Raw genomic sequence first — 25,427 nt, 5'->3', positions numbered from 1 at the left:
GGTAGGTCATTTGTGGTGTCCTTTCTTTTGATGTATGGGTATTCAAAAGTCTACCACAAATGGCTTTTTATTTTTCTAACTTAATTTTACAAACCGCGTTTATGAACGCTTTATAACTATGTCACCAACTTTAATTTGTTCTCCTGATGGCTTAGGAAATCCACCTGTAATCTGTTCTGGATCTACATTTAAATCATTTTGAATAGATGGTAGTCCAGGAATACCATTAGAAAGATATGGTATGGCGGGCTTCCTAGGAGCTTCCGCAATAGCCATTTTGGGATAAACTTCTGTGACGATTAATTCTCCCTTAGGTAAATCTAATGTTCCAAGACTTTTACCTGTATCAGGATCTATTACGGGATCTGTGCCGAATTTATCGATGATTTCTAATTTATCTCCTTTTCGTAAGTGATTATCAATACCGGCATTAATTACAACTGCTTTAGTGCTAATTATCTTTGCTATTTTCATCATCTGTGCCAATTATTTCTGCTTCTGCTTCTTTAGATTCTCAATCCATTTAATAATCTCTTCACGTTCTTCCTCAGTTGCTTTTGGATCAATTGAGGCATGGATAGTTTCTATCTTAGATTGACTGTTACTATTTACAGTAGATTCTTTATTCATTTAAAATAGTTGCATTCGGTGTCGATATTGCTCGTGTGTTAACTCTATATTTATATGTTCTAGTCTACTTATGAAGTTTGTAGGTAGGTTTAATCCTTTTAGGAAAAGATTAAGTGCATTGCTTCTCTCAGGTGTGGAATTATTATTATTTCTCCAGTCTCTTAGGTGCTTAATTAGATTAAGTGAGTCGTATTTATCAAGAGTTAGTATTAACGAAATCATAAAAGATAGCAAATCATTTTTACCAAATCTACTGTTAAACTCTTGATTGGTAATTACTGACGTTGATGCAAAAAGTCTTAAAGGAGTCAAAAGTAAAGAGGAGTTTGACTTAAAATCAAAGAGACCATTTCCGTGAGCTAAATTATTTCTAAAATCATGAATAATACTTAACATGTTTTTGAATAAATTAATTATATTATCGAAATCTTTTTGATATTCGTCTTCTAACTTTTTTACTTCTTCAGCACTTTGGTCATGAAAAAAGCCGAATATATCACGGTACTCTCCTGGCTTTGATTTCATTCGCATTTGTCTTAATGCAAGAGAACCAACACCGGAATTACCAACTATAATCTGTGACGGATATGTATCAATTGGTAACATTTCGGAAACAACAGTACTTGTCATTTTTGAATTAAAGATTGAAAACCACATCCTAACTTGACCTAAAGTTACATTGTTAATAAGAATCCAAGGAGGAATACAGTCATACCTTCTACGATAATATCTAGTTGGATTTTTATCAGTATGATATGCAATATCTAGTAAAAATGCTGTTATACTAATAGCTTTATTACGTTTTCTGCGTTTATATTTCAAGGGATCAAGATAATCTGCTTCGCCAATTCCAAATTCTTTCGAAAGGGAATGGGCCATTGCCTCTTTAAATCTGTGTTCAAAATTAATTGTTGCTTGAAATAATATATCTTGAAGATCTGATTCCATTACCTGAAATAAATACAAATCAGTTAAATGGGTATGATTAGGATAGTGCCTGTTAGAATTATAAATATGATTTTTATATCTATTTACAAGATTATAATATCCACGAGCTTTAATTAGTTCAATTGCTAGTTTCTTATCTGAAATACTTAAATTTTTATTTTTTAGGTTATCTACCATTTGTTCATATGTAAGAAACTTTACCTGCTTTAGCTTTTTGCCCAACAATTACATTTTAGCTATTTGATCAAATAGATTTGCTGTTTGATGTTTCTTCTTATTGCTAAGATGGACATAGGTATCTAGAGTGGTGGCAATTTTGTTATGACCCAATCGTACTTGGACCTCTTTAGCAGATGCACCCGCTTCTAGTAACATGGTTGCGTGGGTATGACGCAAACTATGGAAATTAAATGGGAAACCTAGCTCTTTAGTGACAGTACTTGCATAGTACTTAATCGAATTGGGAGTGACTGGTTTCCCATTTTCTTTTGTACATACAAAGTTAGATTCATGGTAATTTTTACCATATCGTAAACGATTTTCATTTTGTAGTCGCCGCTGAACTTTAAGCGCATGGATAAGTTGATCACCGATTGCAATTGTTCGATAACTGGCGGCTGTTTTTAGTTTTCCAAGTCGAACATCCGTTTTGGAATACTGTTTCATCTGCTGAGTAACATTAATTTCAGCATCTGGTAAACTAACATTATCCCATTCAAGACCAGCTACTTCTCCACGCCTCATTCCAGTATAAAAGCTGATTAAGAGGGGAAGGTGAAATGGGTGGCCAAGAGGAAATTGCTCTAAAAGTTGATTAAATTGTTGTAGAGTAATAATTTTTAGATCTTCTCTTGTAGTTTTAGGATGGTTATATTTTGGCTGCCGGACATATTCTGCAGGTGATTGAGTAAGAATATGCCAGGGATGGACCGCTTGTCTAAATCCTTCCTTGATAACCATAAGAATAATTTCGACAGTATGACCATGCAGTCGTGTGTGATCAGGCTTGTATTCGGTAGAGTCGGCGATCTTATTAATAGTCTTTTGAATTAATTCTGGAGTGACTTTAGATAATTGGTAAATTCCGAGGGTAGGTTGCACATATTTATCCAAGACATGCCGATAATTCAGCTGAGTGTTTTTAGATAAGTTGGTCTTAACATAATTGTCATACCAAAATTCAAAGTAATCATGAGTTGAAATCTTATCAGTATTGGTAACTGCTCCTGTATTTTCATAAAGCTCTAAAGCAACGCGTAATCGGTGCATTGCTTCCTTGTAAGAATCGCCTCCGACTCGTTCGTATTGTCGCCTTTTTCCGTCTTTGTCAGCAATATCAAAGCGGTAGTACCATTTTTTACCACGCTTTCTAACATTACCATTCATTTACTTCTCGTCTAATTGCTCATCGGTCTTCAAAACGGCCATAAAGGCGGCCTGAGGAATATCAACTTTTCCGACAGCCTTCATCCGTTTCTTCCCACGTTTCTGCTTATCTAATAATTTAGCACGCCGGTCTGGATCCCCTGTATGAATACGGGCAGTAACGTCTTTTCGGTAGGCTTTAATATTGGTCCGGGCAATAATTTTTGAGCCTATTGCTGCTTGAATTGGGATTTCAAAGTTTTGCCGTGGAATAATCTTCTTTAACTTAGCAGTAATTTCCCGACCACGTTCTGCCGCAAAGTCACGGTGAGCAATAAAGCTCAATGCATCCACCTTATCGCCATTGAGCAAGATGTCAATCTTAACCAAATTACTTGGCCGGTAACCATCAATTTCATAATCTAAGGAAGCGTATCCCCGTGTAGAACTCTTTAACTTGTCAAAGAAGTCAAAAATAATTTCTGACAGCGGAATATGATAAATAACGTTTACCCGGGTATCACTTAGATATTCCATCGTATCAAAGTCTCCCCGTTTACGTTGGCAAAGCTCCATTACTGGGCCAACATAATCATTGGGTACCATGATTGAAGCGCGGACATATGGTTCCTTAATCGCTTTAATGGAAGAAGCGTCTGGCATTTCAGCTGGATTTTCCACTTCTTTTGTTGTCCCATCCGCTAATTCAACATGGTAAGTAACAGATGGTGCAGTTGTGATTAAATCAAGATTAAATTCACGTTCAAGTCGTTCTTGAATAACGTCCATGTGAAGTAATCCTAAGAAACCACAACGGAATCCAAATCCCAATGCTTGCGATGATTCCGGTTCAAAGGTTAATGCTGCATCATTAAGTTGAAGCTTTTCCAACGCATCACGTAAATCATTAAATTTAGCATTATCAGTTGGATAAAGTCCAGCATATACCATTGGCGTCATTTGCCGATATCCTTCTAACGGCTTATCTGTAGGATTATCTGCACTTGTAACCGTATCACCGACCCGAGTATCTTTAATGTCTTTAATTGCCGCGGTAATATAACCTACATCCCCAGCCATCAATACATCACGTGCCAATGGTTTAGGAGAGTTAATTCCTACTTCAGCAACTTCATATTCGGTACCACCGTTCATTAACTTAATTCGGTCACCTTTTTTAACCGTTCCTTCAACAACCCGGACACTAAGAACCACGCCCCGATAATCATCATACTTTGAATCAAAGATAAGGGCTTTTAACGGCGCAGTTAAATCTCCTGTTGGTGCTGGGACATCCTTAACGATTTTTTCAAGGACTTCATCAACGCCCATTCCAGTCTTAGCACTAATATCAACTGCCTCATCAGTATCTAAACCAATCTCGTCTTCAATCTGTTTCTTAGTACCCTCAGGATCAGCAGAAGGTAAATCGATCTTATTGATAACAGGTAAGATCTCAAGGTCATTGTCAAGCGCTAAAAAGACGTTAGCAAGGGTCTGTGCTTCTACCCCTTGCGTTGCATCGACCACTAAGACGGCACCTTCACAGGCAGCAAGAGACCGTGATACTTCATAAGAAAAATCGACGTGGCCTGGTGTATCGATTAAATGGAAAATGTAATCTTCACCGTCTTTAGCATGATATGTCAAGGCGACGGCATTTAATTTGATTGTAATACCCCGTTCACGTTCTAGAGGCATATCATCAAGAATCTGGTTTTTCATTTCACGTTTGCTGATTGAATCAGTCATTTCTAAAATACGATCAGCAAGCGTTGATTTTCCATGGTCAATGTGGGCAACAATCGAGAAATTCCGAATGTGTTTTTGCCGCTCTTTCATTTCTTCTAGGTTCATTTACTTATCCTCAAAGGCATCACGTAACTTATCAAGAACTGTCTTCTTCACACCCTTAACATCTTCACCACTAGCAGCCGCAAAAGCTAACATTGCTTCACGCTGACGCTTGTTAAGGCTCTTAGGTGTCTTAACATGGACAGTAACATGTTCATCTCCGTTACCATTACCGTTAAGGTGTGGAACCCCTTTGCCACGCAAGCGGAAATTAGTTTCTGATTGGGTTCCCGCAGGAATCTTAAGGTTAACATCACCATGAACCGTTTTAACTTTTACTTCGTCTCCCAAGGCTGCTTGAGCAAACGAAATATCACGATCAACGTAAATTGTTGAACCGTCACGACGGAATTCACGACTTGGTGTTACCCGGAAGACAATATACAAATCTCCGGCTGGGCCACCATTCTCACCAGCGTCTCCTTGGTGTTGGAGCCGCATTTGTTGACCATCATCAACACCGGCAGGCACCTTCACTTCTAGCTCATGACGTTCGTGAATATGTCCTGCACCATGGCAAGTATCACAACGATCTTCTGGCTTAATAATCTTTCCAGTTCCATTACATTCTGGACAAGTGGTTTGAGTTTGCATATTGCCTAGTGGTGTTTGACGAACACTCGTAATCACGCCGGCACCATGACACCGTGGACAAGTTATTGGCGATTTACCAGGCTTTGCTCCGGTTCCATGACAAGTCTTACATTCTGCATCACGGTTATACTTGATAGTAGTTGTTTTACCAAAAACCGCATCCATAAAATCAAGAGTCATTGCATATTGTAAATCACGTCCTTGACGCGGGGCTGTTGGGTCCCGACGAGTACGACCACCGCCACCAAAGAATTGACTAAAGATGTCGTCAAAGCCGCCGCCAAAGTTAGAATAAGCTTGACCACCACCAAAGCCGCCAAAGCCTTGACCGCCAGCACCTTGTGGGCCAGCTGAACCAAATTGATCATATTGAGCACGTTTTTGGCTATCACTTAATGTCTCATATGCTTCATTAATCTTCTTAAACTTTTCTTCTGCACCAGGCTCGTGGTTAACATCTGGGTGGTATTTTGCCGCAAGCCGACGATATGCACGCTTGATGTCTTTTTCGGATGCATCCTTAGAGACACCTAAAATGTCATAATAATCTTGTTCTGCCATCTATTTCTTGTCGTCTGGTGTAACGTCCTTAAAATCACCATCAACAGTATTGTCATCATTACCGTTGTTATTACCATTTTGTTGGTTATCACCAGGCTGACCATTAGCAGCGCCACCTTGTGCACCTTGAGCTTGTTGGTAAAGCTTTACGCTAAGGTCTTGAATAACTTTGTTTAAAGCATCCTTCTTAGCTTTCATTTCATCAAGGTTGCCGCTTTCTTTAGCCTTCTTTAATTCGTCACGAGCACTTTCAGCCTTCTTGATATCATCTTCAGGAACTTTACCCTTAACTTCCTTCAAAGTCTTATCAACTTGGAAGAGTTCTTGGTCAACTTCATTCTTTAAGTCAACTTCTTCCTTCTTCTTCTTGTCGGCTTCAGCATGCTCTTCAGCATCCTTCTTCATCCGTTCAATTTCTTCATCACTTAAGCCTGAGTTAGACTTGATAGTGATATTTTGCTTCTTGTGAGTTCCTTGATCTTCAGCAGAAACATTAACAATACCGTTCTTATCGATATCAAATGTAACTTTGATTTGAGGAACACCACGAGGAGCAGCAGGAATATCAGTTAGTTGGAAGTTACCTAAAGTCTTGTTATCTGCTGCCATTGGACGTTCACCTTGAAGAACGTGAATATCAACAGCTGGTTGGTTATCAGCAGCAGTAGAGAAGATTTGACTCTTTGAAGTAGGAATAGTTGTGTTACGGTCAATCAGCTTAGTGAAGACACCACCCATGGTTTCAATACCAAGTGAAAGTGGAGTAACATCAAGTAATACGACATCCTTAACATCACCAGTAAGAACCCCACCTTGAATAGCTGCACCAAGAGCAACGGCTTCGTCAGGATTAATTGAGTGGTTAGGTTCCTTACCAGTTAATTCCTTAACCATTTCTTGAACAGCAGGAATACGAGTAGATCCACCGTTTAAGATAACTTCATCAATGTCATCAAAAGTAAGATCAGCATCTTTCAAAGCATTCAATACTGGTTGCTTTGTCCGTTCAACTAAGTCATTAGTTAATTGGTTAAATTGTGCCCGGCTTAATGTCTTTTCCAAGTGTAATGGACCGTTTTCACCAGCTGAAATAAATGGTAAGCTGATTTGTGCCTCTTGAACACCTGACAAGTCCTTCTTAGCCTTTTCAGCAGCATCCTTCAAACGTTGAAGAGCCATCTTATCTTGAGAAAGATCAACACCATGTTCTTCCTTAAAGCCATCAATTAACCAATCCATGATCTTTTGGTCAAAGTCATCCCCACCTAAATGAGTATCACCATTAGTAGAAAGAACTTGGAAGACACCGTCACCTAATTCAAGGATGGAAACATCGAATGTACCACCACCAAGGTCATAAACAAGGATCTTTTCATCTTTGTCCTTCTTGTCAAGACCGTATGCTAGGGATGAAGCAGTAGGTTCGTTAATAATCCGCTTTACATCAAGGCCCGCAATTTTACCGGCATCCTTAGTAGCTTGACGTTGAGCATCATTGAAGTATGCAGGAACAGTAATAACTGCTTGAGTAACAGTATCACCAATGTAGTCTTCAGCATATTTCTTAAGGTATTGCAAAATCATTGCTGAAATTTCTTGTGGAGTATATTTCTTACCATCAACTTCAACAGTGTATCCTGCTTCACCCATGTGACTCTTGATTGATGAAATAGTGTTAGGATTAGTAATCGCTTGACGCTTTGCTACTTCTCCAACTTGAGTTTCACCATTCTTAAATGAAACAACAGATGGTGTTGTCCGACTTCCTTCTGGGTTGGTGATAATCTTAGGTTCATTACCTTCCATAACAGCAACCGCAGAGTTAGTAGTACCTAAATCAATACCAATAATCTTATTACTTGCCATTTATTGAGCTACAACAACCATTGCTGGGCGTAATACCCGGTCTTTGAGTTGATATCCTGCTTGAAGAACATTAACAACAGTTTCAGGCTTCTGACCTTCTTCGACCGAAACAGTTTGAACTGCCTGGTGAAGAGTAGGATCAAATGTTTCACCATCAGCTTTGATTTCAGTGATGCCATGATCATTTAATGCCTTTACAAGATGATCATGGACCATTTGAATGCCCTTTTTAAGTTGCTTGCCATTATCGTCTACAACTTCAATTGCTAAAGCCCGTTTAAGGTTATCAAGCACTGGTAAAATTGACTTTGCTAAATCCTGACCATCATATTTAAGGATTTGAGCCCGTTCTTTATTAAAACGATTAGTCATATTTTGAATTTCTGCTTCTGCTCGTAAATATTTGTCATCTTTATCAGCGAGCTGCTTCTTTAAGTCAGCGATCTCTTCTTTTAATTTAACAGTTTGATCATCCTTCTTATCTGAAGCCTCTTTTTTTATATCTTTTTTAGGTGCCTTTTCATTTTCAGGCGCAGTTTGTTTTTGTTGTTCTTCTTGTTTTTCCTTGGCCAACTATGAATCATAATAGTGACGGTAGAAATCTAATAGCCGTTTTGCTAATTCTTGGCGAAAGGCATTTACAATTCCAATCGTCCGTGAATAAGGCATCCTTGTTGGACCAAGAACTGCAATAATTCCTCGTCCATATTGTTCAACATTATAACTTGCAGTAATCAAGCTATAATCATCAAGAAGCTTATTCTTAGAGATTTCTTGACCGATTTTAACATTAACTCCATTATCTGAGGTAAGTGTTGAATCCAAGATATTCGATAAGTTGTCGTTCTTATCTAACAAGCCATACAGTGATTGGATTGCATGGGGATCATGAGTACTTGCAAAATCCAGTAAGTTCAATCGACCACCAACGAAAAACCGCTCACGTGCTGCTTGAGATAAGACATTATCAAAAATATCAAGGAAACCATCGGGACTATGCATATAATGCAGAACCTGAAGTGGAATATCATCTTTTAGTCGTTTTACCACTTCTGATAGCGGCAAACCAACTAATTGATCATTAATCATTCTAATTACTGCCTGCAATGCATCTGTGTCAATGTCCGACGGCAAAGTGAATGACTGATTTTCAACCTCACCGCTATCGGTAACCAAGATCGCAATAACCTTATGATTTCCTAGCGGCACAACTCGAAAGCCACTCAAACGAACACTTTCTTGCTCAGGCTTTAATGTAAAAGCAGTATATGAAGTTAAGTTTGATAAGATATCTGCTGAATGTGAAATAATCTCGTCAATCTTTTGAAAACCGGTTCCAAGTGAGTTTTGAATTACTACCAGGTCATTATCAGTAACTGCTTGTGGATCAAGCAAATTATCAACATAATAACGGTAACCTCGTTTTGATGGAATCCGGCCTGATGAAGAGTGCTCTTTTAAGATCAAATCATTGTCCTCTAAAACCGCCATCTCATTACGGACAGTTGCTGAACTGACCTTAAAAGGCAACTTTTCTGCTAAATGTTTTGATCCAACCGGTTGACCAGTTGATGTGTATTGACGTACAATCGCTTGCAGAATCTTTTTCTGTCGTTGTGTTAGCATTTAATGCCGACTTCCCCGATGACTGGTAGTCTGGTTAATTTTATGAATATTTCGTTCAAATTTGAATCCGCCATCAGTCACTAATTTGAAATGCCGCATTTTCCCGTTAAAAGGCTGGCCGTTTAAGCGTACTGTTGTCCAGTTACGCATAATTTCGGTCATGGAAGCAAGTGCCTTAAGTTGATTAGGATTGTTCTCCTTAATTGCTTCGTCTTTAATATCTGACTGCAAGCGATAGATTAGGTTGTTATGGTATTCTAATAGTTCATTCGTTAGGGACGCATTGCGGTATTTATTAAATAACTTCTGAATTAATAACATTGCTTCTTGAGTATTCTGAGGTTGAATATAGCGATGTTCTTTATGTTTCATTTATTTATATTTTTCTAAAATACGACGGGCGTTTTGTTCATCTTGCTTCATCTGTGCTACTAATGCATCCGCTCCCGTGAACTTTTCTTCGCCACGAAGGTACTGATACCAGCGCACAACTACTTCTTCACCATACACCATTTGTTGAAAATCAAATAGATTAATCTCAACCGTTAATTGATTAGCATCGCCAAATGTTATGTTATGGCCAACACTTGCCATGCCGTCATACCACTTCTTACCGAGCTTAACTTTGACAGCATAGACCCCAATCCCAGGAATTCGCTCCTCTTCTGGATGCTCAACATTGATTGTAGGAAAACCAAGTGTTCGTCCACGAGCTAAGCCATGAACTACTAAGCCAGTTGTTTGATAAGGATACCCTAGTGCTTGGTTGGCTGCTTCTACATTACCAGCATCAATTAATTTCCGAATTTCTCGCGAACCGACCTTTTCTTGACTTCCATCCTCAGTAAATTTGGGCACAGTTACAACTTCAAACCGTCCCGCTGCATACTTAGGAAGCAACTTCATTGATGCAATATCTTCTTTTCCATAAGTATGATCAAAACCTGCTACGACCGTTTGAGCATGAAAGCCTACCAAATACTCATCAACAAATTGCTGAGGAGAAAGACTTGCAAAAGACGAGGTAAAGCTTATTAAATAAACCCGATCGACATCAAGGTCATTTAATAACTCAAGCTTCCTATCGACCGTTGATAGATATTTAAAGCCGCCCTTATATTGACGATAAACAATTCCTGGAGCATGATCATACGTCAAAACTACTAATGGCAATCCTTTTTCACGGGCAATTTCACGGGCACGTTTGATTACTGCCTGATGTCCCCGATGAACACCATCAAAGAAACCCATTGCAAGTACAATTGGCCCCGCAGGAATTAGTCTTTTTTCCAAAGGATGGTGAATTTTAATAACTTGCAATCAATTAACTGCAAACATTTTAGTTGGCTTATACATTTTATTTTTTGGATCAAAATGATATAGTGCTTTTACTTGTCCATCAAATGATAACACAATTTCCTTCTCACTAGTATTAAGTTCACTTGGAGAAAGCCATCCTCCATTTTGAACCTTTTTCCATTGAGCCTCTTGAATCGTTAATTGCAGATAGTCCTTCAAAGCATAATCTAAAGGATACAAATATTGCTGGAGAGTTTGGGTCGCAACAGCATCGCGAACGTCGTCTAAACTTAGAGTCTGATCAAGAGTAAAGCCTCCACTCTTCAACCGCGTTAACAAACTCATTACTCCTGGATACCCTAGTTTACGTGCAAGGTCAACAACAAGCGTCCGAATATAAGTACCCTTACTACATTCAACATTAAAACGGATTCGTTGTTGTTTATTTTCCTCATCATACTTTGAGCTTAATAATTCAAATTTGCTAATAGTCACTTGTCGTTTGGGCCGTTCAACAGTTTCACCAGCTCTTGCATATTCATAAAGTTTTTTCCCATTTACTTTTACAGCCGAATACATCGGTGGGATTTGTATTATTGTCCCCGTTAATGAATTCATGGCTGATAGGATTTCACTAGTCGGAATTTCATTTGTAACTTCTTTTTCCTCAATTTTGTCTCCATCAAGGTCTTGAGTAGTAGTCGTAAAACCAATTAAAAGCTCACCTTGATATTGTTTTCCTGATTGCATCAAATAATCAACAACTTTGGTAGCATTTCCAACACAAATTGGTAAAACACCCGCTACACCTGGATCAAGTGTTCCTGAATGACCAATCTTTTTAGTTTTTAAAATTTGTCGTAGTCGACTAACACATGCAAAACTAGTCATCCCACGTTCTTTATATAAGGGTATTATTCCATCCATTTATTTTTCTTTTTTGTGTAAGTCGTTAATGAGTTGATCAATTCGACTACCGTAAGCAACTGATGGGTCTCTTACAAATTTGATTTCTGGAGTCTTAAAAATATTAAGACGTGCGCCTAATTCACTGCGAATTAACCCGGTTGCCTTATCTAATCCAGCCTGTGCCTTCTCCGCATCAGAAGCAAGATCTGACAAGATACTGTAATAGATGGTTGCTTGCTGGAGATCACCAGTAACATCCACACCTGTAATTGTAACGTTTTGTACACGTGGATCACGAACACGTTTTAACAAGATTTCATCAACATCTTTTTGAATTTCTTGAGCTAAACGATCTACTCGATATTGTTTACTTGGCATTTACTTAACTGGAACTTCTTTCATCTTGTAGGCTTCAATAACATCCATTTCTTTAATGTCATTGTAGTTTTCAATTGTCAACCCACATTCGTAACCTTGCTTAACTTCTTTGACATCATCTTTGAAGCGCTTAAGACTACCTAATTCACCTTCGTAAATAACAACGCCATCACGAACTAAACGAACCTTTGCATCACGGGTAATCTTACCAGAAGTAACCATTCCCCCGGCAATTGTACCAACTTTTGATGCCTTATAGATTTGACGAACTTCTACTTGACCAATTGTTTCTTCCTTGTATACCGGTTCAAGCATCCCCTTCATCGCATCTTCAACTTCTTCAATTGCATCGTAAATGACACGGTGAAGACGGATATCAATACTATTAGAGTCAGCCAATGTCTTAGCTACGGCAGTTGGGCGAACATTAAAACCAATGATAACCGCATTAGACGCTTCAGCTAAGGTAACATCACTTTGATTAATGGCACCAACGGCTTGGTGAATAATATCAACACGAACACCGTCAACTTTAATCTTTTGAAGGCTTTGACTTAGAGCCTCAACAGATCCCTGAACATCGGCTTTAATGATAATCGGTAAGGTCTTCATTTGACCCTTCTTCATAGTTGCAAAGAGGTTATCTAATGTAACATGAGAAGTCTTTTGACGTTCCTTATCCATTGCTCGTTTAGCCCGTTCTTCACCTGCTGCACGGGCAGTCTTTTCATCATCAAAGACAACAAACCGATCCCCGGCTTCTGGTACTTCATTTAACCCAGTAATCTCAACAGGAGTAGATGGGGTAGCTTCTTTAATACGACGACCATTTTCATTTGTCATTGTCCGCACACGACCAAATGTGTTACCAACAACAATTGGGTCCCCAACATGAAGAGTACCTTGTTGAATTAAAATAGTGGCAACTGACCCCCGACCTTGATCAAGGCGGGCTTCAACAACTGATCCAGCCGCATTTTGATCCGGATTAGCCTTTAATTCCAGCATTTCAGCTTGGAGTAGAATCATATCAAGTAATTCATCAAGATTCTTACCAAATTTGGCAGAAATCTTAACAAAAATCGTATCTCCACCCCAGTCTTCAGGAATCAAGTTATACTTTGCTAATTCTTCAGTTACACGATCTGGATTTGCACCTGGCTTATCAATCTTGTTAACTGCAACAATAATTGGTGTTTGGGCAGCTTGCGCGTGGTGAATAGCTTCAACTGTCTGTGGCATAACTCCATCATCAGCTGCAACAACAAGGACCGTGATATCAGTAATATTAGCTCCTCGTGCACGCATTTCAGTAAAGGCCGCGTGTCCTGGCGTATCAAGGAACGTAATTAATTGATCATTATAGTGAACTTGGTAAGCACCAATTTCCTGGGTGATTCCCCCTGCTTCATGTTCAGTAACATGAGAGTGACGTAACTTATCAAGCAAGGTTGTCTTACCATGGTCAACGTGTCCCATAACAGTAACAACAGCTGGCCGCGTTACTTGATGTTCAGTATTATTTTGTTCATCTTCAAACATCTTATCAATGTCTGAAACGTCAACTTGAACCTTTTCCTTAGCCTCAATACCGTAATCAGTTGCTAATAATTCAATTGTATCCTTATCAAGTGACTGATTTTGGTTGATCATTACACCAAGCATAAATAACTTTTTAACGATTTCTGCTGGTGAACGGTGTAAGATCTTTCCTAAGTCTTGGGCATTCATCCCATCAGTATATTCTAATACTTCTGGAAGCGGCTTATCTTTTCGTTGTGTTGGTTGCTTATGAGCTACTTCACGTAACCGCTTGTTCTTATTGTGTTTCTTATTCTTCTTATTTTTCTTATTAAAGCGTTTGCCATTACGGCCTTGATCGTTATTTAAGCTGCCGCCAAATCGACCACCATTGTTTTGGTGTTGATTATTATCTTTTGTTCCATTGTTTGGTCGGCTATTGTTTTTCTTTTGTGGACGCTCATTTTGTGCCTTATCATGATCGTGGTGTTGATTGTGATTTTGTGCTTGATGGTTATTTTGCTTATTGTGACCATCATTTTTCTTTACTGGTTGGCGTTGATTATTAGTTGTTTTTTGTCCACCCTTTGCAAGTTGACGTAATTGTTGCGCTTGATCTGGGGTAACAGAAGACATGTGACTTTTAACTCCCATTCCTTGCCGATTGGCCATATTAACTAAGTCTTTGCTAGGCATTTTTAATTCCTTAGCTAATTCATAAATTCGTTCTTTGGCCATTTATCTCATAGTTAGTAGTTCCTCAAACTTTCTTGCAAAACCTGATTGCATTACACAAAAAACTGTTCGTGCTTGCCCTGTTGCCCGGCTAAGTTGTTCTCTAGTGAAATCTGTTGAAAAAGGAATGCCATAAAATTTACATTTATCAGTAATCTTTTTTGCACTAGCTTTTCCAGCATCTGAAGCTAGGAATACAAACTTTGCCTTTTTAGTTTGAATATTTTTTAAGACAATCTCTTCCCCACTCTGAAGTTGCCGGGCACGCCGAGCGATTCCAAGGAGGTTTAAGACCTGTTCTTTATTTTTGATCATTTATTTTTGATCATTACCAAATAACTCTTGTCGTGCCTGTAGGTGGTCTGCATACTTGATTAATTCATCATAAAATGATTCATCAAGTTGAACATGAAAAGCTTTTTCAAAAGTTTTTTCTTTCTTGGCGCGCTTTGCAATATCCACATCTACTGCAACATATGCTCCACGACCAGGCTTTTTACCAGTTGGGTCTAAGGAGACTTCATTTTCCTTATTCTTAACTACCCGAATCAATTGCCTTTTAGGCATCATTTCACCGGTAACAATGTCTTTACGCATTTATTCTTCGTTATTGTCAACATTTTCTTCTAAATCAGCTACTTCTTCAGATTCTTGGTCATTTTCAGCCATTTCAGATTCAGACTTGATATCAATCTTGTACTTAGTCAACCGAGCAGCAAGACGAGCATTTTGTCCTCGCTTACCGATGGCTAAGGATAATTGGCTATCTGGGACAACGACAGTGCATGAACGTTCTGTTTGTCCTTCAGTCGTTTCTTCACCTTCGCTATCCTCAGTTTCGCTTGCTGCCTTCTCTTCGTTAAAGATTACATCCAGTACTTCTGCTGGGTTCAATGCATTAGCGATAAACTTAGCGGGCTCCTTAACATACTCCACAATATCCATATTCTCGCCATCAAGTTCATTAACGATTGCTTGTACACGAGAACCTCGTGGACCAACGCAAGTCCCAACTGGATCAACATTAGGATCATTTGAGTATACTGCAACCTTAGCACGATCACCTGCTTCACGAGCAATATTTTCGATTAAGACAGTCCCATCCTTGATTTCAGGCACTTCTCGTTCAAATAATCGCTTTAAAAGTTCTGGAGCAGTCCGGCTAACAAAAATTTGTGGTCCCCGACGATCGTCATTTACTTTCGTTACGTATACTTGAATCCGATCATGGACGTGGTAGTGCTCATTAGGCATCTTATCTCTAAAGCCCATGGCACCTTCTACACCATCTCCTAAATCAACATATGTGAAACGCTTATCTTCTCGTGAAACTTCACCAGTGATAATCTCATTTTCATAAGTCTTATACTTGTCGTAAATGATTTTCCGTTCTTCTTCACGGAGACGCTGCATTACTACTTGTTTAGCAGTTTGGGCAGCAATCCGACCAAAATCACGAGGGGTAACTTCTTCGCGAATTTCATCACCAATATCATAACCTTGGCCATGAGGAAGCTTCCGTGCATCAGCTAAACTCATAAATTCGTTGCTGTCTGCTTCGACTGCTTCTTCATCATCAGTAATTGTTTTTACAGCGTAGACTTTAATATTACCAGTCAATGAATTGAATTCTACTTCAACATTCTTATCACCGTAATTTTGCTTGTATGCTGATTCAAGTGCTTGTTCTAACGCTTCAATAACAATCTCTTTCTTGATCCCCTTTTCTTTTTCAAGATAATCAAGGGCGCCAATCATCTCAGTGTTAATTTTTGGCTTACTCACCTAGAATTTAATCGCTAATCGGGCCTGGGCAATTTTCTGACGATCAATCGTAATTTGCCGATGACGAGTCTTGTCTAAATAATCCAACGTAATTTCTTTATTAGACAATTGCGTTAACGTACCCTCATAAACCTTTTGACCATTAATCTGTTGGTAAAGAGAAATGTGAATGTAATGGTCAATTGCTCGTTGATAATCTTCCTCTTTCTTCAGTGGGCGTTCAGCACCTGGTGAGGAAACTTCTAAAAAGTAAGCCTGTGGAATTGGATCAGGTTCAACATTATCTAATGCTTCACTTAATTCATCACTGACAAGTGCGCAATCTTCTAGCGTAATCCCACCGTCTTTATCAATATAAACGCGGAGGTACCAGCTTTTACCTTCTTTTACAAACTCTAAATCATATAAGTAAAAATCATGGTCCTGTAAAATCGGCGTTACAAGATCTGTTACAGTTTCTACAACACTGCTCAATTAAAACAAGCTAAGTTGATTTTCGTCAGGCAGCTTATCTAATACATGATTATCTGTCAAAAAGTCAATAAGTGTCTGCGAAACCTTTCCACGCTCTGCCAAATCTTCTTTAGAAAGGAATGGACGTTCTTCACGTGCGGCAACAATTTGCTTAGCAACGTTTAGCCCTAATCCAGGAACTGCTCGGAATGGTGCAATTAATGAATCACCATCAATCAACCAATCGGAGGCATCTGATTTTTCAATATCAACCATCTTAAATTTAAAGCCCCGTTCCAGCATCTCATTAGCTAGTTCAAGAATTGTTAAGAGATTCTTCTCTTTTGCACTGGCATCATTTCCCTTATCATTGATTTCTTTCATCCGTTGCTTAACCGCATCTTTACCATGAGACATCGCTACTACATCAAAGTCATCTGCTCGCACAGAGAAGAATGCACAATAATAAACTAACGGGAAATAAACCTTAAAGTAAGCAATTCGTAGAGCCATCAAGACATAAGCAGCCGCGTGCGCCCGCGGGAACATATACTTAATCTTCAAACATGAGTCCATATACCATTGTGGAACATTAGCTTCATGCATCTTTTCTTGCCACTCGTCTGGAATCCCGCGCCCCTTCCGTACGTGTTCCATAATTTGGAAAGAAATTTCTGAGTCCATTCCATAGTGGATTAAGTCGGTCATGATGTTATCACGACAACCAATAACATTAGCGATAGTGGCAATTCCCTGTTTGATTAGTTCCTGGGCATTATCTAGCCACACACCAGTCCCATGTGAAAGACCAGAAATTTGTAATAATTGCGAGTAATTTTTCGGATGAGTATCCTCCAGCATCCCCCGGACAAATCGCGTCCCGAATTCCGGCAATCCTAGTGTACCAGTTTTACTTTGAATTTGTTCTTCAGTTACCCCTAATACCTTAGGACTAGAGAATAAGGCCATCACCCCTGGATCATCCATTGGAATCGATTGAGGATCAATTCCTGATAAATCTTGCAAGGCACGAATCATCGTTGGATCATCATGTCCCAAAATATCCATTTTAAGAATATTATCGTGAATCGAGTGGAAATCAAAGTGAGTTGTTTCCCAGGCAGCTGTTTGATCATCAGCAGGATACTGTACAGGTGTAAAGTCATAAATATCCATATCATCAGGAACAATAATAATTCCCGCTGGGTGCTGACCAGTAGTTCGCTTAACACCAGTAGCTCCTTTTGCTAAGCGATCCTCCTCTGCCTTTCTAAATTCCTTTTCTGTATCTCGTTCGTAAGCCTTCACATATCCATATGCCGTCTTATCAGCAACCGTACCAATTGTCCCGGCACGGAATACATTTTTTTCACCGAATAAGACTTTCATATAGTTATGGGCAATTGGCTGGTAGTCACCAGAGAAGTTTAAATCAATATCTGGTACCTTATTACCCTTAAACCCAAGGAAAGTTTGGAATGGAATATCATGACCGTCTTTTACCATTAGAGTGCCACACTTTGGACATTTTTTATCTGGCAAATCGAAACCTGAACTATATTCCCCTTGCGTATAGAAGTGGGTAAATTGACAATTTGGACAACGGTAATGCGGTGGCAACGGGTTAACTTCTGTAATTCCCGAAAGCGTTGCAACCACACTTGAACCAACAGATCCCCGCGAACCTACTAAGTATCCGTCTTTATTAGACTTAGCTACTAGTCGTTGGGCAATTAAATAGTGAACAGAGAATCCGTTCTTAACAATACTGTTCAACTCTAATTCAATCCGGTCCTGAACTAGTTGTGGCAAAGGATCACCATACCATTTTCGTGCAGTACTCCATGTCCGATCTTGGATTTCCTGTTCGGCCCCCTTCATATGCGGTGGATAAAGTTTATCTTTTACTGGCCGAATATTGTCATCAATCTCAGCTGCAATCTTATTACTATTCTCTACAACTAATTCGTGGGCTTTTTCTTCACCGAGAAAAGCAAATTCATTTAACATTTCATCAGTGGTCCTAAAGTGCACTTCTGGACGCTCAGTTCGATTTAACGGGTTTGCGCCACCTTGCGAATTAATCAGGATCTTACGGTAAATTGCATCATGTGGATCAAGGTAATGGACATCTCCAGTGGCAACCACTGTTTTTTCCAACTCATCCCCTAGTTTGACCATATTTTTGAGGATATCTTCGAGGTGGTCTTCATCTGCAATCACATGTTGTTCAAGTAACGGTGCATAGTTTGGCTTGGGCTGAACTTCAATAAAATCATAGTAGCGCGCCTTTTCTAGTGCTTGATCGTAACCTTTCTCCATCATCGCGGTAAATACTTCTCCCGATGAACAAGCAGTTCCCAAAAGCAGTCCTTCACGATATTTCGTCAGCACTGTTCGCGGGATTCGCGGTACTCGGTAAAAATATTCAACGTTTGATAGCGATACTAACTTAAATAAGTTTTTCAAACCAGCCTGGGTCTGCGCAAAAATCGTTACATGAAAAGGCCGCGCATGACGGTAAGCATTATTTTCTTCCATGTGCTTATTTAAATCATCCACATACTTCACATCATAACGGGCTTCAGCATCTTTCAAGAACTTATAAAGCAAGTGTCCTGTAGCTTCCGAATCATAGTTAGCACGGTGGTGATGTTCCAATGCTACCTTAAACTTTTTACTAAGCGTGTTTAATCGGTATCCTCGCATATCAGGATATAAGAATCGCGCCAGTGGTAATGTATCGATTACTGGTTCCGCGATTTTTCCCATTTGATGACGTTCATAGCCAGTATTCATAAAACCCATATCAAATGCAACGTTATGACCAGCAATGATACAGCCCTTACAAAAGTCCTTAAACATCTGAAAAACTTCTTCTTCAGTTTTTGAACCCTGAACCATTTCAGTGGTGATACTAGTTAAATTAGTTGTTTGTTCTGATAACGGGAAACCAGGATCGATGAATTCATCAAAACGTTCTAAGACATTTCCATCTTGCATTTTAACTGCAGACAATTCAATTACCTTATCGTAAATTGCCGATAACCCTGTCGTTTCCACGTCAAAAATGACATAGGTCTGATGAGCGAGTTCTTCATGATTCTCGTTGTATACCAATGGAATTCCATCATCAACAACATTAGCTTCCATTCCATATAGCATTTTAATGCCCGTTTTTTGGGCCACGCTAAATGCTTCTGGAAAAGCCTGGACATTCCCATGATCGGTTACCGCAATTGCTGGATGTCCCCACTTATGAGCACGAGTTGCAAGCTCAGTAATCGAATTAGTGGCATCCATCTGACTCATTGTTGTATGCGTATGAAGTTCAACTCGTTTATCATCTTGAGGAGCTTTATCTTGACGCGCCGTATGAGTTACTTCATTAACATCATAAGCCGTGATTACCAAGTCTCGCATCCAAGTATCTTCTTGTACAGGCCCGCGAACTTTCAACCACATTCCTGCTTTGATATTGGCAAATTGTGCTTCTTCATCACTGTTGCGTGAGAATTTCTTGACAGCAAAAGAAGAAGTGTAGTCAGTAATTTCAAAGGTTAATAATTGACGACCTGAGCGTAGTTCGCGAATTTCTGCATTAAATACATATCCTTCAACAACCACGGACCGCTCTTCACCCTCAATGTCTTTCATTTGAATAACATTCTGCTTACTATCAATCATCCGGCCAAGTTGAATTGGGCCATCAGCAGGAGCAACTGGTGCACTCTTCTTTGCTGTCTTCTTTGCAGCCTCATTTTTCTTGATCCGGGCAGCCGCCTTGGCAGCAAGCGCAGCATCGGCTTTCTCGTGTTTAGCCTTTAATTCTTCAATTTTTGCTTGCGAGGCTGACTGGTCAACAAATGGGTGAATCCTAAATTTAGGAAAGCCTAGCTCTTGGTATGATTTTTCAATCTTATCTAATGCTTTCTGTGCTAGTAAGTCTTTAATTACCTCATTTTCAACAACTAGCGTTACACGACCCTCCTTAACCTCGGGAGCCGTTTGTAAGCAAGCTTGTTGGAGCATTGGTGTATCACTAATTGCCTTATTAATGATGAACTGCCAATAATTAGCTATCTGTGATTCATCAAGTTCTGTCATGGGAGTACTAATCTTCAAACTAACTTTAGCAATATCTTTGAACCCTAGCTGTAAGCTCTGGTTGAACTGCGTAAATAGGTCATACGGTAAAGCTTTATTAAAGATTAAGTGAAATTCCCAGTGCCGAGACTTTTTATGAACAACAACTGATTGAACTGCGGCATTTCTGAATGCAGAATTGTCTTTTTCCGGAAAGTGAATTTGTTCTAATAGTTTTCCAAATAATTCTTGGCGACTTAATCCCACTTATTTGTTTTTTTCTTCGTTCAATTGCTTTAGTAAAATTCCCACCGTATTTACTAGCTCTTCCTGTTTAACTTCAACAGTTTCACCAGTTTTACGGATCTTAATTTCAACAATACCATCTTGAGCTTTCTTACCAACAGTAACCCGAATTGGAATACCAATCAAGTCTGAATCAGCAAATTTAACCCCTGCTCGTTCTTTTCGGTCATCTACTAATACCTCATAACCAGCTTCAGTTAATTGTTGATCGATCTTATCAGCCATTGCCATTTGATCTTCTTTCTTCGCATTAACTGGAATTACATGAACATCAAATGGAGCAATACTATTAGGCCAGACAAGACCATTTTCATCAGCATTTTGTTCTGCAACAGCTGACAATAGACGGGTTACACCAATACCGTAACTTCCCATGATTACGTCTGTCAAACGACCATTGCTATCAAGAACTTGGGCACCAAGTTTGCTTGAGTAATGAGTACCTAACTTAAAGATATGACCAATTTCAATTCCGGGAGTAAATTTAAGTGGTTTACCATCAGGAGCAATCTCGCCTTCTTTAACATTCCGGAAGTCACCAAATTGATCAACGCGGAAGTCACGGTCAATATTAGCATTAATATAATGGTAACCATCTTCATTAGCACCACATGCCATGTTAACTAAAACCTTAACATAATTATCAGCAAGAATTTTTACTTCTTCGCCTACTCCTACAGGTCCTAATGATCCAGGATGAGCATTAAGGTACTTTTCGGCATCTTCTTCTGTAGCTAATTCAAGTTCTTCACAATCAAGAGCATTCGTTACCTTTGCTTCATTAACTTCATCGTCGCCACGCATTAATACTAAGACCGGTTGGTATTCATCTTCACTCATTTTAGCAATGTAAAGCATTGATTTGATAACTTGATTAGGATCAAGATCTAAACTTTCTGCAGCTTCATCTACCGTATGAGCACCCGGAGTAGCTTTTTTCTCAATTGGTGCAGGAGCAGCTGTTTGTTGTACACCAGTAAATTTACTTTCAGCTTTCTCAATATTGGCAGCGTAATCTCCATCAGTATAAGCGATTATGTCTTCCCCTACTTCAGCTGGTGCAGAGAATTCTTGTGAGTTCTTACCACCCATTGTTCCCGAATCAGCGAGAATAACTTTATAGTTTAAGCCAATCCGATCAAAAATGTTCCGGTAAGCCTTTGCTTGATTATTGTAGGCTTCGTCTAATCCTTCTTGATCTGCTGAGAAGGAATAACCATCAAGCATTTCAAATTCTTTTCCACGAAGAATTCCATAACGAGGACGATCTTCATCACGAAACTTATCTTGTAATTGATAAACTACTAATGGCAGCTTCTTGTACGACTTAATACTATCACGCAATACTTCAGTAAAGGTTTCTTCATGAGTTGGGCCCAAAATAAAGTCACGGTCACGACGATCTTTAAGTTTAAAAAGATTATCACCATAGCTTTCGTAACGACCAGATTCCTTCCACAAATCAGCTGGAAGAAGTCCCGGCATAAGCATTTCAACCGCTCCGGCCTTATCCATTTCATCACGAATAATATTTTCTACTTTTCGAATAACCCGGTAAGCTAATGGTAAATATGACCATACCCCTGCAGATACTTGGTAAATGTAGCCGGCACGAATCATCATCTTATGACTTAAGGCTTCTGCATCACTTGGGGCCTCTTTTTTTGTTGGAATTAATACCTTTGACTGTTTCATTTACCGAATAAAATATCTTTGAATATCGTTCCATGTTACTAGAACCATAAGTGTTAGTAAGATTAGAAAACCAATCATTGTGATAATTCCCTCAGCTTTTTCAGGAATTGGTCGCCGAATGATCGCTTCAACAATATTCAATAATAATTTCCCACCATCTAATGCTGGAATTGGTAATAAGTTAACAATTCCTAAATTAATTGATAAGAGGGCTAAGAAATTTAAAACTCCATTGATTCCCAATGAGGTGGCTTGTGATGTCCCAGCATAAATTGCTACCGGTCCACCAAGGTCATTTAAGCTAAATCCATGGGTAACCATATGACCAAGAACACTAAAGATTAATGTTCCCGCTTGGATAAATTGTTGCCAACCAAACTTTAATCGAGCAGCTAAACTTCTCTCTTGCTTTTCAACAATTCCAATTTGGCCAACTTTCTGATGCCCTCGCTCAACTGCTTTTGGTGTTAGCTTAGTATGATATGTCTTATTACCACGCTCATACGTTACTGATACTGTCTTGTTAGGCTTATTTGAAATATTAGTTGAAAGGTCAGTCCAATTATTTATTTTTTGGTTGTTAACCTTAACAATCCGATCATTTGCTTTTAAGCCCGCTTTGGCAGCTACGGAACCGGCATTCACTTGCCCTAACTGATTGCTATTAGTTGGTACGCCCGTTAAGGTAAAACCAAGAATGATAAATACTACTAAGGACAAAATGAAATTATTCATTGGACCAGCAAAATTAGTCATCATCCGTGCAGGCAGACTTGCTGAACGAAATTGCACATCACGTGGAGCAATCTGTACCTCGGTTCCGTCTCGTTCAATAATCATTGCATCATGGTCAACACTATATACCTTCAGCTGATCTTCGTCCCCATTGACATATCCTTTTATCCATAAGCCATCTTCTAAATCACAAGCAACTAATTGAAGGGGGATCCCCTGAAATAAGGTTGTTTTATCACTAGCATTAATACTAATAACTTTATCTTGATCATTTAGTTGAATCGTTAGAGGGGTACCTGGCTTTAACTCATCTTGGTCCTCATCATCAGCACCAGCTAAACGAACATAACCACCGAGGGGCAAAATTCGAATAGTATAGGTAGTACCATTTTTTCGTTTCCACCAAATTTTTGGCCCCATTCCTATTGAAAATTCACGAACCAGAATTCCTGCTCGTTTAGCAAAATAATAATGACCATATTCATGAACAAGGACAAGGATTCCAAAAACAATAATAAATGTAATAATTGTTATTATCAATTAAATGATCCCTAATAAATGAAGCATTGGCATAACAATTAGCATACTATCAAACCGATCTAAAATTCCGCCATGGCCTGGAAGAATTTTTCCCGAATCCTTTACACCATAGTAGCGTTTTAATGATGATTCGATTAAGTCACCAAATTGACCGAAGATTGAAAGAATCAAAGTAACGAATATCATTGTTACCCAACCTGCACCAACAGGGATAAAGTAGCAATAAATAGCCAAAATAATAACAGCAGCTAATGTACCACCAATTGAACCTTCCCAAGTTTTATTAGGACTAATCTTAGGAGCGAGTTTATTTTTACCAATTTTTCGGCCAATTAAATATGCTCCACTATCTGTAATCCAAACGATTAACATTCCATATAATAGCGTTTGAAAATTGATTGCACGAGCAGCAATAAAATAGCGAAATCCCATTCCAATATAGAGCATTGCTAATGTTAAAACCCCAGCATCATCGAAAGTAAAGCGTTGTTTTCGAATAACCGTATGTAATAGAAGTAAAACAACTAAAATATAGAATCCGAACCATCGAGTTGCAACACTAGGCAAGAAGTCAAGCCAACTATCCGGCAGTATTAATAATGCAACCCCCAGATAACTGATCAAAGCTTCAAACGAAATTACAAACATTTTTTTCATTACCAATACTTCTGACATTGCAACCATTCCTAAGGCAACGGCTGCAATTGTTAATGGCCAATGACCATATATAATAAGCGGTATAAAGATTGCAAGTGCAATTACCGCGGTCGTTATTCTTGTTTTCAATTATTGATTTTTTAGTCCACCGAACCGCCGATGACGTCCTTGATAGGCAATTATTGCTGACCGTAATGAATCTTCATCAAAGTCTGGCCAGTGTTCTGGAACAAACTCCAATTCACTATAAGCAATTTGCCACAGCATAAAGTTACTAATCCGCTCTTCGCCACTTGTTCTGATTAGCAGGTCAGGATCTGCAAATTGACCCAGTTGTGCTGACATCAAGTACTTACCAAACGAAGCTTCATCAATATCCGCAAGTGCCAAGTTCCCATTTTGAACGTCTTCTGCAATCTCTTTAGCAGCTTGAGTGATCTCATCTCGACTCCCATAATTCAAAGCAAAATTGAGAATCATCCCCGTACAATGGGCTGTATCAGCCATTGCATCTTTAACAGCTTTTTGCGTAGCTTCAGGCAGTTGCGTAATATCTCCCATCACTGTCACCTTAACATTATGTTTGACAAGATCTGGAACAAATGTTGAGAAGAAGCGGACAGGCAACTGCATTAAATAACTTACCTCTGAAGAAGGACGTTTCCAGTTTTCGGTTGAAAAAGCATATAATGATAAGACTTTTACCCCTAATTCACTGGCAGCAATTGTAATCTTTTTTACTGTTTGCATTCCTTGCTTATGACCAGCAACCCGTGGAAGGTGTCGTTTCTGCGCCCACCTACCATTACCGTCCATAATAATTGCAATATGGTTAGGAATACGTTCCATATCAAGTTGCTGATTTATTTCATCATGTTTACTTT

General features: G+C 39.0%; 23 protein-coding genes. All 23 read right to left on the bottom strand.

What is annotated here, in order from left to right:
- Positions 1–99: 99 nt before the first annotated feature.
- From HHK02_RS08285 to HHK02_RS08175, 23 genes are read right to left on the bottom strand one after another with little or no spacing between them, the layout of a single operon-like run.
- Complete coding sequence (locus tag HHK02_RS08285; RefSeq protein WP_152703904.1) at positions 100–486, bottom strand: hypothetical protein; 387 nt, start codon at positions 484–486, stop codon at positions 100–102.
- On the bottom strand, positions 487–630 hold the full coding sequence (locus HHK02_RS08280; RefSeq protein ID WP_180874995.1) for a hypothetical protein: 144 nt from the start codon (positions 628–630) through the stop codon (positions 487–489).
- Complete coding sequence (locus HHK02_RS08275) at positions 631–1,803, bottom strand: Abi family protein (RefSeq protein WP_152726221.1); 1,173 nt, start codon at positions 1,801–1,803, stop codon at positions 631–633.
- Positions 1,804–2,964 carry a site-specific integrase gene (locus HHK02_RS08270; RefSeq protein WP_152703902.1) on the bottom strand — a complete coding sequence of 387 codons (1,161 nt, stop codon included), beginning with the start codon at positions 2,962–2,964 and terminating at the stop codon, positions 1,804–1,806. It abuts the gene before it with no gap.
- Positions 2,965–4,800: a translation elongation factor 4 gene (gene lepA / locus HHK02_RS08265; protein WP_003665812.1), complete on the bottom strand. Its 1,836-nt coding sequence runs from the start codon at positions 4,798–4,800 to the stop codon at positions 2,965–2,967.
- Positions 4,801–5,952 (bottom strand): molecular chaperone DnaJ, encoded by a 1,152-nt coding sequence (gene dnaJ / locus HHK02_RS08260; protein WP_085678262.1) that lies wholly within the window; start codon positions 5,950–5,952, stop codon positions 4,801–4,803.
- Complete coding sequence (dnaK, locus tag HHK02_RS08255; RefSeq protein WP_003671118.1) at positions 5,953–7,818, bottom strand: molecular chaperone DnaK; 1,866 nt, start codon at positions 7,816–7,818, stop codon at positions 5,953–5,955.
- Positions 7,819–8,391, bottom strand: a complete 573-nt coding sequence (gene grpE / locus HHK02_RS08250) for a nucleotide exchange factor GrpE (protein WP_003671120.1) — start codon at positions 8,389–8,391, stop codon at positions 7,819–7,821.
- Complete coding sequence (gene hrcA, locus HHK02_RS08245; protein ID WP_085678258.1) at positions 8,392–9,444, bottom strand: heat-inducible transcriptional repressor HrcA; 1,053 nt, start codon at positions 9,442–9,444, stop codon at positions 8,392–8,394.
- The gene (locus tag HHK02_RS08240; RefSeq protein ID WP_003671125.1) at positions 9,445–9,816 is read right to left on the bottom strand and encodes a hypothetical protein; all 372 of its coding nucleotides are present in this window, start codon (positions 9,814–9,816) and stop codon (positions 9,445–9,447) included.
- A complete protein-coding gene (ribF, locus tag HHK02_RS08235) occupies positions 9,817–10,764 on the bottom strand; it encodes a riboflavin biosynthesis protein RibF (protein ID WP_003671127.1) in 948 nt (315 codons plus the stop codon). It lies immediately after the preceding gene.
- On the bottom strand, positions 10,765–11,670 hold the full coding sequence (truB, locus tag HHK02_RS08230; protein ID WP_085678255.1) for a tRNA pseudouridine(55) synthase TruB: 906 nt from the start codon (positions 11,668–11,670) through the stop codon (positions 10,765–10,767).
- Positions 11,671–12,030, bottom strand: a complete 360-nt coding sequence (gene rbfA, locus HHK02_RS08225) for a 30S ribosome-binding factor RbfA (protein ID WP_003665800.1) — start codon at positions 12,028–12,030, stop codon at positions 11,671–11,673. It abuts the gene before it with no gap.
- Entirely contained in the window at positions 12,031–14,289 is a 2,259-nt protein-coding gene (gene infB, locus HHK02_RS08220; RefSeq protein ID WP_085678252.1) for a translation initiation factor IF-2, read from the bottom strand. It abuts the gene before it with no gap.
- Complete coding sequence (locus HHK02_RS08215) at positions 14,290–14,601, bottom strand: L7Ae/L30e/S12e/Gadd45 family ribosomal protein (protein ID WP_003671135.1); 312 nt, start codon at positions 14,599–14,601, stop codon at positions 14,290–14,292.
- Positions 14,602–14,883, bottom strand: coding sequence for an RNase P modulator RnpM (gene rnpM / locus HHK02_RS08210; protein ID WP_003665797.1), 282 nt, complete (start codon positions 14,881–14,883; stop codon positions 14,602–14,604).
- The gene (gene nusA / locus HHK02_RS08205) at positions 14,884–16,071 is read right to left on the bottom strand and encodes a transcription termination factor NusA (protein ID WP_085678249.1); all 1,188 of its coding nucleotides are present in this window, start codon (positions 16,069–16,071) and stop codon (positions 14,884–14,886) included.
- The gene (gene rimP / locus HHK02_RS08200) at positions 16,072–16,545 is read right to left on the bottom strand and encodes a ribosome maturation factor RimP (RefSeq protein WP_139561226.1); all 474 of its coding nucleotides are present in this window, start codon (positions 16,543–16,545) and stop codon (positions 16,072–16,074) included.
- Positions 16,546–20,877 (bottom strand): PolC-type DNA polymerase III, encoded by a 4,332-nt coding sequence (locus HHK02_RS08195; RefSeq protein WP_181462281.1) that lies wholly within the window; start codon positions 20,875–20,877, stop codon positions 16,546–16,548.
- Positions 20,878–22,611: a proline--tRNA ligase gene (locus HHK02_RS08190; RefSeq protein ID WP_003671142.1), complete on the bottom strand. Its 1,734-nt coding sequence runs from the start codon at positions 22,609–22,611 to the stop codon at positions 20,878–20,880.
- Positions 22,612–23,886 carry an RIP metalloprotease RseP gene (gene rseP / locus HHK02_RS08185; protein WP_019251787.1) on the bottom strand — a complete coding sequence of 425 codons (1,275 nt, stop codon included), beginning with the start codon at positions 23,884–23,886 and terminating at the stop codon, positions 22,612–22,614.
- Positions 23,887–24,672, bottom strand: a complete 786-nt coding sequence (locus HHK02_RS08180) for a phosphatidate cytidylyltransferase (protein ID WP_003671145.1) — start codon at positions 24,670–24,672, stop codon at positions 23,887–23,889.
- Entirely contained in the window at positions 24,673–25,392 is a 720-nt protein-coding gene (locus HHK02_RS08175; RefSeq protein WP_231124924.1) for an isoprenyl transferase, read from the bottom strand.
- Between the last annotated feature and the right edge of the window lie 35 nt (positions 25,393–25,427).

The sequence above is a fragment of the Limosilactobacillus reuteri genome (genome assembly GCF_013694365.1).
GTDB lineage: Bacteria > Bacillota > Bacilli > Lactobacillales > Lactobacillaceae > Limosilactobacillus > Limosilactobacillus reuteri_E.
This window is presented reverse-complemented; position numbering and strand designations above follow the sequence as displayed.

Coding starts and splice junctions, on each gene's coding strand:
- infB (WP_085678252.1), bottom strand. CDS start 14,289: ATGGCCAAAGAACGAATTTATGAATTAGCTAAGGAATTAAAAATGCCT.
- HHK02_RS08175 (WP_231124924.1), bottom strand. CDS start 25,392: ATGGAACGTATTCCTAACCATATTGCAATTATTATGGACGGTAATGGT.
- HHK02_RS08215 (WP_003671135.1), bottom strand. CDS start 14,601: ATGATCAAAAATAAAGAACAGGTCTTAAACCTCCTTGGAATCGCTCGG.
- rbfA (WP_003665800.1), bottom strand. CDS start 12,030: ATGCCAAGTAAACAATATCGAGTAGATCGTTTAGCTCAAGAAATTCAA.
- truB (WP_085678255.1), bottom strand. CDS start 11,670: ATGGATGGAATAATACCCTTATATAAAGAACGTGGGATGACTAGTTTT.
- rnpM (WP_003665797.1), bottom strand. CDS start 14,883: ATGCGTAAAGACATTGTTACCGGTGAAATGATGCCTAAAAGGCAATTG.
- dnaJ (WP_085678262.1), bottom strand. CDS start 5,952: ATGGCAGAACAAGATTATTATGACATTTTAGGTGTCTCTAAGGATGCA.
- HHK02_RS08240 (WP_003671125.1), bottom strand. CDS start 9,816: ATGAAACATAAAGAACATCGCTATATTCAACCTCAGAATACTCAAGAA.
- HHK02_RS08280 (WP_180874995.1), bottom strand. CDS start 630: ATGAATAAAGAATCTACTGTAAATAGTAACAGTCAATCTAAGATAGAA.
- HHK02_RS08190 (WP_003671142.1), bottom strand. CDS start 22,611: ATGAAACAGTCAAAGGTATTAATTCCAACAAAAAAAGAGGCCCCAAGT.
- lepA (WP_003665812.1), bottom strand. CDS start 4,800: ATGAACCTAGAAGAAATGAAAGAGCGGCAAAAACACATTCGGAATTTC.
- HHK02_RS08270 (WP_152703902.1), bottom strand. CDS start 2,964: ATGAATGGTAATGTTAGAAAGCGTGGTAAAAAATGGTACTACCGCTTT.
- hrcA (WP_085678258.1), bottom strand. CDS start 9,444: ATGCTAACACAACGACAGAAAAAGATTCTGCAAGCGATTGTACGTCAA.
- dnaK (WP_003671118.1), bottom strand. CDS start 7,818: ATGGCAAGTAATAAGATTATTGGTATTGATTTAGGTACTACTAACTCT.